Raw genomic sequence first — 10651 nt, 5'->3', positions numbered from 1 at the left:
CTTTTGTGCAATATTTTGGATTTGCTCATTTATAGTTATGAAGAAGAAAAAGATTCTTGCACTTGTACTTGCAGCTTCAATGGCAGGAGGAATGCTTGCAGGATGTGGAGCCACATCAGGCGGAGATGAAACAGCGAAAGGAGATAAGTCATCCGGAAAAGTTTATTATCTGAACTTTAAACCAGAGCAGGCTGACCAGTGGGTAGAACTTGCAAAAGAGTATACAGATGAGACGGGTGTTCAGGTTGATGTACAGACAGCAGCATCAGGAACTTACGAGTCACAGTTGAAATCAGAGATGGCAAAAGATGAGGCACCAACATTGTTCCAGGTAAACGGACCGGTTGGACTTGCTACATGGAAAAATTATTGCTATGACCTTTCAGACAGCGATGTTTATAAAGATGTCGAGTCTGACGATTATATATTAAAAGATGGCGACGCAGTAGATGGAATCGCTTATGTTATTGAGACTTATGGTCTGATCTACAACAAAGCTCTTCTGAACAAATACTTCGAATTGCCGGATGCAAGTATCAAATCAATTGATGATCTGAATAACTTCCAGGCACTTAAGACAGTTGCAGAAGAGATTCAGGCACACAAAGATGATCTTGGAGTAGAAGGAGCTTTTACTTCAGCAGGAATGGATTCTTCCTCTGACTGGAGATTCAAGACACACCTTGCAAATCTTCCAATCTACTATGAGTATAAGGCAGACGGAATTGACAGCACAGATGCAATCAAAGGAACATACCTTGACAACTACAAACAGATCTGGGATCTGTATCTGAACAACTCTACATGTGAGCCATCTATGATTTCTTCTAAGACAGGAGATGACGCAGCAAGTGAATTTGCACTTGGCGAAGCAGTATTCTATCAGAATGGTACATGGGCTTACAATGATATCAAAGATAATGAAGTAGCAGATGAAGATATGGGAATGCTTCCAATCTACATCGGAGTTGATGGAGAAGAAAATCAGGGACTTTGTACAGGATCTGAGAACTACTGGTGTGTAAATAAGAACGCTTCAGAAGAAGACATTCAGGCAACACTTGATTTTATGAAATGGGTAGTTGAGAGCGATGAAGGTCGTGACATGCTGGCTAACGAGATGGGATTTGTAACACCGTTCACAACATTCTCAGATTACCTTCCGGACAACCCGCTTGTAAAAGCAAATGCTGAGTATACAGAGGCAGGAAAGACACCAGTAAGCTGGAACTTTACAACAATGCCATCTGAGAACTGGAAAAACAATCTTGGTGGAGCTCTTCTGAACTATGCACAGGGTACAGGCGCATGGGATAGTGTACAGACAGCATTTGTTGATGGATGGGCTGAAGAATACGCAGCAGCAAACGAATAAAAAAGACTTTTCACAGGATAGGCAGATAAAAAGGCTGTGAAATAGAGAAGAAGATCAAACAGCCTGCCAACGAGCATACCGGGGCAGGCTGAAATTATGTAATTAGAATTGTGAAAAGCAAAGGCGCAGAAAGGCTTTTTACAGAAAAGAAAGACAGGAGGAGAAGAACATGCAAAAAGCAATAAAGAGATATTTTCCGGTATTTGTATTGCCGACGCTGATTGCATTCACGATAGGTTTCCTTGCACCGTTTGTGTTAGGCGTATATCTTTCGTTCTGCAAGTTCACAACGGTGACAGACGCTAAATTTATTGGACTTAGCAACTATGTAAAGATCCTTGGAGACGGAGATTTTCTTCACTCTCTTTGGTTTACCGCATTATTTACAATTGTGACAGTATTATTGATCAACATTTTTGCATTTGCGGTAGCAATGCTTTTGACAAAGAATATTAAGGGAACCAATATTTTCCGTACTGTATTTTTTATGCCGAACCTGATCGGTGGTATTGTACTTGGGTATGTATGGCAGCTGTTATTAAATGGTATTCTGGCACATTTCCAGAAAACACTTACATATTCTTCAAAATATGGTTTCTGGGGATTGGTTATCCTGATGCTCTGGCAGCAGGTTGGATACATGATGATCATCTACATCTCAGGAATCCAGAATATTCCTGGAGAGCTGATCGAGGCAGCACAGATTGATGGAGCGAATAAAGTACAGCTTTTAAGATATGTTACAATTCCGATGGTTATGCCATCCATTACAATCTGTACTTTCCTGACACTTACAAACGGATTTAAACTTTTCGACCAGAACCTTGCATTGACAAACGGTGGACCGGACAAGATGTCAGAGATGCTTGCCCTGAATATCTATTATACATTCTATGGAAGAACTGGCTGGGAAGGTGTAGGACAGGCGAAAGCAGTTATCTTCTTTATTATCGTAGGAGTGATTGCATTGATCCAGAATAAACTGACAACATCAAAGGAGGTGCAGCAGTAATGAATAAAAAAGTAAAACATGGTACATTATTAACCGTTATTTTTACACTACTCAGCCTGCTGTATCTGTATCCGATCATACTGGTATTTATCAACTCCTTTAAGAAAAAAGTCTATATCAGTAAAGCACCGTTCGAGATACCGACCGGAAAGATGTATGTCGGATTAGAGAACTATATCCGTGGTATTAAGCAGACACGGCTGATTCAAGCATTTGGATGGAGTTTATTTATCACAATCTTATCTGTAGCAGTGATTATCTTATGTTGCTCCATGTGTGCATGGTATATCTGCCGCGTGAAGACAAAATTTACAAAGATCTTTTACATGCTTTGCCTGTTTGCAATGATCGTGCCATTCCAGATGGAAATGTTTACATTATCCAAGATCGCAAATATGCTTCATATGGGAAATCCGTGGGGACTGGTTGTGATCTACCTTGGATTTGGTGCAGGACTTTCCGTCTTTATGTTTACCGGGTTCATGAAATCCATTCCATTGGAGATTGAAGAGGCTGCAATGATTGATGGATGCACACCAACCCAGACATTCTTCAGAATTGTACTTCCGATTGCAAAGCCGACTTGCGTAACAGTTACAATTCTTCAGGCAATGTGGATTTGGAACGACTACCTGCTTCCATCACTTGTACTGGATCAGAGAAAATATAAGACAGTGCCGATGGCAGTTCAGTATCTGAAAGGTGGATACGGTTCTGTAGATATGGGAGCAATGATGGGAACTCTGGTTCTTGCAATTGTGCCGATTATCATCTTCTACCTGTTCTGCCAGAGATATATTATCGAAGGCGTTGTAGCCGGAGCGGTTAAAGGCTAGTGTGGACATTGTCTAAAAAATGAATTAAAATAGAATTATAAAAATTAAAAAAAGACAGCAGAGAGTGAGTGAGCATTCCCTGCTGTTTTCGGACGTTATAAAAGGAATAGTGAAAATGTAAAGTGAACGTGTGGGAGGAGTGGGGAAATGATTACAATATTGATCGTGGATGATGAAAAACTGGAGCGAAGGGGAATCCGCTTTCTGTTAAAGAGGGAGGAAGGAGAATTCCAGATCCTAGAAGCAACGAATGGAAAGGATGCACTGGGAGTATTAGAATCAAACCATGTGGATATTTTATTTTCGGATGTAAAGATGCCTTATATGAATGGACTGGAGCTGACGAAAGCAGTGAGAGAAGATCATCCGGATATGGAAATCGTGATCTTCAGCGGATATAATGATTTCTCTTATGCAAGAGAAGCATTGCGGTATGGAGTTGTGGACTATGTTCTGAAGCCGGTTGATCCGGAGGAATTCCATAAGACTTTTCAACGAGTGATGGAAAATATTTCTTCTAAGATAGAGAAAAAAGAGCAGCAGGAAAAGAAAGAAGATTATCTGAAAAAATACTTTTTACTGAAATATCTGTATGGGGGAAATGAGGAAGATTTTGTTCAGTTTAAGAAACTTACAGATGGAATGGAAGATGATCTGTCCCAATTTACCCGTATGGTTCTTGTCAGTGCCTCCAATGGATTCTTCGAAACGGAAGAGGAACATTTCCTGATGAGCCTGAAGGAAGAGGTGCAGAGAGAGTTTCATTATGTGAATCTGAATTCGAACGAATCCATCTTTTTGTTCACGGAAAAATATGCAGATTATCATGGAATCGTAGAGAAAATGTATCGTTTTTTTGCGCACCAGTTTGACAGTGAATGTTATTTTGCAGTCAGTGAGGAAATCGAAGATGGAAAAAATCTGGCAGAGGAATTTAAGGTGCTGGAAGGAATGTTAGAAGAGCAGTTCTATCAGCCACGTCAGCATCTGTTTTTCCACGGGGAGAAGCAGGAAGAGAAGAAAGCTGATCCGGCAGAAGATTCTGAAATCATGGAACAGATTACGAAAGATATTCAATATAAAGATCTGCCACATCTCCGTCAGGATTTTCAGAGACTGGAAGAAAAATATCGTGCGCATAAGCAATTTTCGGATATGTATGTAAAGTTTGTATTTTCTGGAATTATGAAAGAATTGCTCGACCAGATGGAAGGGCTGGATGAAAAGATGCTTTCAAAGAGAGTGGATCGATTATATCGTTGCAGAAACCTTAATGATGTGATTGCTATAGTAGAAGAAGTACTTCAGGAATATGAACATTGCATACAAGAGCAGGAAGATGGGTTCCGATCAGAAGTTACAACCGTGAAGGGATATATTTATCACCATTATAAGGAAAAGGATCTGGGAGCAGAGACACTTTCCGCAATGGTTTTTCTGTCACCGGGATATTTAAGTGCTGTATTTAAAGAAGAAACAGGGATGACACTGAACCGTTTTATCCGTGAAGTGCGAATGAATAAAGCAAAAGAGCTTTTAGAGACAACGAATATGAAAATCTCCCAAATTGCGAAAGAAGTAGGATTTTCCAATAACTCATACTTCTGCAGAAGTTTCAGAGAGTTTTTTGGAGATACACCGGAAGCATGCAGGAAAGGAATAGCGGCGGATGAAAAAACAAATACGGAAGTTGATCCATCGATTTGAAAATCTGAAATTTCGTAAAAAACTGTCTGTTTTGATGCTGATTGCAGGACTGGTTCCGGTAGGATTCCTTGCTTTTTCCATGCAGTATGGCATGATGAATCAATTGCGAGAGAAGGAACAGTACAATCTGGAGAAAATGTTGGAACAGTCAGTGAGTTCGATTGAGAATCAGTCTCAGATCTATGAGAACCTGGTTGATTATCTGTCTTATTCTCAAAATCTCAGGAATATTTTTGATGTGGAGACAGAGTCGGATTATGAGAAGTATTTGAAATATGTGAAGGTGGCTGATCCACTGTTGCAGATGCCGACGATCTATCACAAAGAGATCCAGAGCATTACATTATATTCTGACAATATAGAAGTGCCACATGGAGATACACTTCTTCCAATGTCGGAAGCGGAGAATCAACAGTGGTATTCCAGGTTGAATGAGGGAACATTAATGCAGTGGAGCATCACTCGCGGTGTGAATAAATCAATCATTGCCAGTCGGAAATTCTATGACAATGATACGATCAAAGCGGTGTTGGAGATGCGTCTGGATTATGAAAAAGTTCTTGAACCATTCATGAGCCAGCTTACAGATAATACAGGAGGCATGATTCAGGATGATAATGGAAATATTGTCTATGCCGAGTGTTCTATGGATAAGAAATATCGTCCGAAGGATATTGAGAGTCCGAAAGGTATCAGTGAGAATTATTATCTGGTACGGCGGACAATGAAGGATACAGGATGGAATTTCTATATCTATCGTCCAAAGGCAGTAAGTGAAAACGCAATCCATAAGCTTTTGCTCAAAAATATTCCGATTATTTTGATCAGTGTTCTTCTTCTGAGTTTTCTGGGATATGTTTTTTCTCTCCGTATGGTATCGCAGTTGGAGTTATTGACTGAAAATATGAACCTGATCAATATGGGACTTCGTAAAGTTACCGTGCAGAGTAAATCCAAAGACGAGGTGGGTGTGCTGATCCGGTCATTTCAGCGCATGATGGATCAGATGAACCATTTGATCTCAGAAGTATATGAGAGTAAGATCCAGCTTCAGAACAGTGAGATGAGAGCACTGCAGGCACAGATCAATCCACATTTCCTTTATAATTCGCTTTCAATCATCAACTGGAAAGCAATTGAAGCGGGGGAGGATGAAATCAGTCATGTGACATTGGCACTGTCTACTTATTATCGGACAAGCCTAAATCGTGGTGAAACAATGACTACAGTGGCAAAAGAAATTGATAACATCCGTGCATATCTCAAAATCCAACTTGTTATGCATGATAACGAGTTCCGTGTGGTTGAACAGATTTCGGATGGTCTTAATGATTATCTGATACCGAAGTTGATCCTGCAGCCACTTGCAGAAAATGCAATCGATCATGGAATTGATGTGTCAGATAATGAGAATCCGACGTTGTGGCTGACGATTCGTGAAGAGGCTGAGCACATTTTTTTTGAAATCAGGGACAATGGTGCGGGAATGACGCAGGAGAAGGCGGATCAGATTCTGACATATCAGTCCTCCGGTTATGGTGTGCGAAATGTCTGTGACAGAATCCATGTCCTTTATGGAGAAAAAGGTGAGATGAAGATAGAAAGTACTCCAGGAAAAGGAACGCGGGTCTTTATCCGAATTCCGAAGAACACGGAGGCGAAGGTGTTATGAAAAACGATATGAAAAAGCGAATTCTCTCAGCCCAGCTTGCATTAATTTTATTGCTGATGCTTTGGTGCGGAACCTATTGTGAGACGAAGGAAAGTCAAAGACAGATGGAACAGTTAGAAGCATCTCAAAGTGAGTCTGGTGCAAGCAATGCAGTTGAAGTGAAAAGAAAGCTGATGTATAAAGCGATGCATACACCACTTGGGAAATATCCTGAGACTGTTACCTATACACTTGGCAAGATTGCAGGGGCGAATAATTCGAATCTTCCTGTAGGAGATACGTACGAAAATAATGCATATACGAGATATTTGAAGAAAATACTTAATATTCAGAATGAAGATGTCTTTGAATTGCAGGATGGCAATACTTATGAAGAGGCGGTCAATGTAGCGATTGAAGATCGTGATATTCCAGACGTGCTTGTTGTGAAGGGAAGAGATAACCTGCTCCGCCTGATTGAAGCAGGCCTGATCGAAGAACTTACAGAAACGTATGAAGAGTGTACGACAGATACGATCAAAGAAATGTATGAAAGTTATGGAGATTCTCTTTTACAGTCTGCAACCGTGGATGGAAAGCTATATGCATTTCCGAATACGGTGATTGACGATGGAACTCCGCTTCTTTGGCTGCGGAAAGACTGGATTGAGAAGTTGGGATTAAAGGAACCGGAAACAGTAGGAGAAGCGTTGGAAGTGATCCGGGCATTTGTAGAACAGGATGCAGCAGGAGACGGTCAGACAATCGGCCTTGCCTGTAGTACAGACGTGGTTGCCGGTGCGGATCAGACTTATGGAGTGGATGCAACTTTTATACATGCCGGTGCAATGCCATGTCACTGGATCCTGGATAAAAATGGAAATGTAGTTTATGGGTCAGTAACACAGGAAACAAAAGAAGCGCTTTTGAAACTTCACAATCTATATGAGGATGAGATACTCGACCAGAGATTCCTGCTACGAAAGACGGAAAACATAGATGATCTGTTAAAAACCGGACATTGCGGTGCTATCTGTGGACGCTGGTGGGCTCCGAATAACCCGTTGAGTGCAGCATATAATGTCGATTCAAATGCAGAGTGGAAACCGTATCTTTTAGACAAAGAACAGGTAAATGAGACGCAGAAGATATCAGTTTTTGAATCGTATGACCAGTGGATGTATGTGGTGGTGCGTAAAGGATATGAGCATCCGGAAATTGTAGCAAAGTATGTGAGTGCGATTTTTGATCAGTCTAGATATGCAAATGATAGTGCGGCAAGAGAAGTGAATGATTATTTTTCTATTAATGTAGATCCGACGGCCCGGCCACTGAATATTAATGTGGATTATGAGGATGCACTTTACCGTACGACAGAACATATTCAGGCAGCACTGGATAAGACGCTTGATGTATCAGAGCTTAGCGGTTTGGAAAAGTCTTATTTTAATACATGCAAATCTTACTTGAATGGACAGCTGACAACCGCGAATGGATGGGCGGCGTATGCGTCAAGAATTCAAGCTGTGGGGGAACTGCAGAAGGCAGGAATAACAAGTACATCGACATTGCCTCTGGAAAATGTAAATGCAGAAATTCCGCAAGAATTACAGGAACTGGAACAGGAAGCATTTCTTCAGATCATTAGTGGGGAGAAACCAGTGGATTACTTTGATACTTTTGTGGTAGAATGGTATGAAAACGGTGGAAAAGCGCTGACCGAACGGGTGCAGAACGCCTATGAAAGTGGAAAGAACTAAAAAGAATGGATATTAATCAGAGACTGACAGAAGAATTAAAGAAACAGATTCTGGCAGCGGAAACGCTTGTGGCAGTAGAAGACCTGTATCGCCCATATCGTCCAAAGCGCCGCACACGTGCGACAATCGCGAAGGAGAAAGGACTTGAGCCGCTGGCTGCATTGGATCACATTGTAGAAGACAAAGGAACCGCTTGAGAAGACAGCGGAAGCTTATATCTCTGAAGAAAAAGGAGATTGTAGCAGAATAAAAAACAAAAAAACAGATACGGATGATTACCTACTTACGTTGGAGCAGAAAAAGTTTCAAAATAAATCAAAAAATATTTGTGAAGTCTACCAGTCAGAGTCTTTTCGTTGTATAATGTCTTTGTCGTACAGGGTCACTTTCCTTTGGAATGTTTTGGAGCAAACTCATTATACATCAGAAAGCCCTGTACGATATTTTTTATGAAAAAGTTGTAAAGTGGTGTAAAGATTAATGATCTTTGCATTGGCACCGAAAATATATTTATTTCTCCGCGGCTTTTCTTCCAGGATGGGAGAGTGCCGCGGAGAATTTTTTGCGAAGAAAGAATTGCTATAGCTTTTGTAATTCCGGGAAAACCTTTATCTAAGAAAAAAATACAATATTAACATGAATATCATGAATATAATATTGGAGGCTGTGAATATTCCCAAATACTTCCCTCTCAGATTCCTGTTTTCTTTTGCAATATATTTGAAACTTATCAGGCTTGCCATGGATGCAATCAGAGTGCCGAGACCTCCAATATTGGTTCCGACAATTAAAGACCGGTAATTATCTGTAAAGCCGGATAAAAGAAGCGCAGCGGGAACATTGCTCATAATCTGACTGGCAAGAACAGCAGTAAGTGTTTCCCTTCCTGCCATGATTCTTTCCAGAAAACTGCTGAATTGCGGAATCCTTCCAAGGTTGCCGATAAAAATAAATAATGCGATAAAGGTGGCAAGCAGGGAGTAATCCACCCTGCTTATATTTTCCCTGTTTCTTAGCAGCATATATATAAGAACCAATACAAGAGGAATCTGGTATGGAATGATACGTGCAACAGTGAGCAGGCAGATTGTAAATAAGATCAGGTAAGCGGCCAGGTATTCCATGTTAAGTTCTTTTCTGTCAGAGAATCCCAAAAGAGTTTTATCTTTTTCGGAACCGCATACGTGAGGTGCTTTGGCAGCGGCTACCTGTATCCATATCAGAAGAAGGATAAGTGCTGTGGCGGAATAGGGAAGCATCAGGGTTATTAATTCTGCCGCGGACATCCCTGCTCTGGCATATAGATAAAGGTTCTGCGGATTTCCGATTGGTGTGAGCATGCTTCCGAGATTAGCAGCGATTGTCTGCATGGCTACTATTTTAAGAAGCCAGTAATTGCCCAGTTCCTTTGGCAGTTTATGCACAATGATCAGTGCAAGAGGAACAAAAGTAATCAATGCCACATCATTGGTGATCACCATTGACAGGAAGAAACATAAGAGTACCAACAGCCTGATCACACCCACAGTTCCCGATGTTCCCATCAGCAATTTTTTGGCAAGTATATCAAAAACACCAACAGCCTTCAAACCAGCTACAATTGCCATCAAACAGAAGAGGAGCCCGAGAGTCCTGAAATCGATATAAGTAAAATAAGCCTTATCCGGTCTGACCCAGAACATAGAAAGAAGCGCCAGGATCACTGCAATTGACAAAACGGTTTCTTTCCTGAAAAAAACATATAATTTTTGTAACATAATATTTCCTTTCCGGTCTGATACGACCGCGTATAAGTATATCACAGAAACATCCAGAAAAAAAGAATATCATTTTGTATTGTGGATTGTGTTTGCGATTACCGCCTCATTCCTGTATAATAAAAATGTTATCAATGGCGACATCATTTCAAAAGTTCAGAATATGAAAAGAAAACGTTTTGGAAGAACTATACAGAAAATATCAGGGAAAAACAATAAAAGATGACTATGGGAAAAATTCCAAGGAATTTATAGATTTTGCAAATGACATGAAAAAGAGCATGAAAATTAATGCCGCAAAATATGGATTAAGGCTTATTACCTTTGAGACGGGGCATTACGATATGTGCGGATATTTTAAGGACAACGAAACAAAAAAGTATGCATATTTTTCATTCCATGAATGCAGGAACCACCCCATAGATTTCGACATGATGAACTCTAAGGGATTTCTCATCCGTTCTGCAAAAGGATTGAACGATTGCACTGGAGGATACAATAACTTTACGGACTTGAAAACTGCGCGTCGCATTCTCGTTACTTCAGCCTGCAA

General features: G+C 40.6%; 8 protein-coding genes and 1 pseudogene. 8 read left to right on the top strand and 1 reads right to left on the bottom strand.

Annotated features, from left to right (window positions below):
• Positions 1 to 37: 37 nt before the first annotated feature.
• The 7 genes and pseudogenes from DWW13_RS16995 to DWW13_RS16965 form a co-directional block, all read left to right on the top strand.
• Positions 38 to 1375 carry an ABC transporter substrate-binding protein gene (locus DWW13_RS16995; protein ID WP_022462033.1) on the top strand — a complete coding sequence of 446 codons (1338 nt, stop codon included), beginning with the start codon at positions 38 to 40 and terminating at the stop codon, positions 1373 to 1375.
• Between the two features lie 169 nt (positions 1376 to 1544).
• A complete protein-coding gene (locus DWW13_RS16990; protein ID WP_055222160.1) occupies positions 1545 to 2387 on the top strand; it encodes a carbohydrate ABC transporter permease in 843 nt (280 codons plus the stop codon).
• Complete coding sequence (locus DWW13_RS16985; protein ID WP_118720657.1) at positions 2387 to 3223, top strand: carbohydrate ABC transporter permease; 837 nt, start codon at positions 2387 to 2389, stop codon at positions 3221 to 3223. Before DWW13_RS16990 ends, DWW13_RS16985 begins: the two co-directional genes overlap by 1 nt.
• A 147-nt stretch (positions 3224 to 3370) precedes the next feature.
• A complete protein-coding gene (locus tag DWW13_RS16980) occupies positions 3371 to 4930 on the top strand; it encodes a response regulator transcription factor (RefSeq protein ID WP_118720655.1) in 1560 nt (519 codons plus the stop codon).
• Positions 4893 to 6602: a cache domain-containing sensor histidine kinase gene (locus tag DWW13_RS16975; protein ID WP_118720653.1), complete on the top strand. Its 1710-nt coding sequence runs from the start codon at positions 4893 to 4895 to the stop codon at positions 6600 to 6602. The genes DWW13_RS16980 and DWW13_RS16975 overlap by 38 nt, the downstream gene beginning before the upstream one ends.
• A complete protein-coding gene (locus DWW13_RS16970) occupies positions 6599 to 8341 on the top strand; it encodes an extracellular solute-binding protein (protein ID WP_118720651.1) in 1743 nt (580 codons plus the stop codon). Before DWW13_RS16975 ends, DWW13_RS16970 begins: the two co-directional genes overlap by 4 nt.
• 20 nt (positions 8342 to 8361) lie before the next feature.
• Positions 8362 to 8572, top strand: a pseudogene (locus DWW13_RS16965) (hypothetical protein); the annotation flags it as partial.
• Positions 8573 to 8949: 377 nt separating this feature from the next.
• On the opposite strand, the gene DWW13_RS16960 reads toward DWW13_RS16965, so the two are convergent.
• Entirely contained in the window at positions 8950 to 10098 is a 1149-nt protein-coding gene (locus tag DWW13_RS16960) for an SLC13 family permease (protein WP_118720649.1), read from the bottom strand.
• Positions 10099 to 10277: 179 nt separating this feature from the next.
• Between DWW13_RS16960 and DWW13_RS16955 the strand changes: the two genes are divergently transcribed.
• A partial coding sequence (locus tag DWW13_RS16955) for a hypothetical protein (protein ID WP_147398334.1) occupies positions 10278 to 10651 on the top strand: 374 nt, incomplete at its 3' end.

It is taken from the genome of Blautia sp. AF14-40, assembly GCF_003479665.1.
GTDB lineage: Bacteria > Bacillota > Clostridia > Lachnospirales > Lachnospiraceae > Fusicatenibacter > Fusicatenibacter saccharivorans.
The sequence above is the reverse complement of the archived record's forward strand: the minus strand, read 5'-3'. Positions and strand labels throughout refer to the sequence as shown.

Coding starts and splice junctions, on each gene's coding strand:
- DWW13_RS16990 (WP_055222160.1), top strand. CDS start 1,545: ATGCAAAAAGCAATAAAGAGATATTTTCCGGTATTTGTATTGCCGACG.
- DWW13_RS16975 (WP_118720653.1), top strand. CDS start 4,893: ATGAAAAAACAAATACGGAAGTTGATCCATCGATTTGAAAATCTGAAA.
- DWW13_RS16980 (WP_118720655.1), top strand. CDS start 3,371: ATGATTACAATATTGATCGTGGATGATGAAAAACTGGAGCGAAGGGGA.
- DWW13_RS16995 (WP_022462033.1), top strand. CDS start 38: ATGAAGAAGAAAAAGATTCTTGCACTTGTACTTGCAGCTTCAATGGCA.
- DWW13_RS16970 (WP_118720651.1), top strand. CDS start 6,599: ATGAAAAACGATATGAAAAAGCGAATTCTCTCAGCCCAGCTTGCATTA.
- DWW13_RS16985 (WP_118720657.1), top strand. CDS start 2,387: ATGAATAAAAAAGTAAAACATGGTACATTATTAACCGTTATTTTTACA.
- DWW13_RS16960 (WP_118720649.1), bottom strand. CDS start 10,098: ATGTTACAAAAATTATATGTTTTTTTCAGGAAAGAAACCGTTTTGTCA.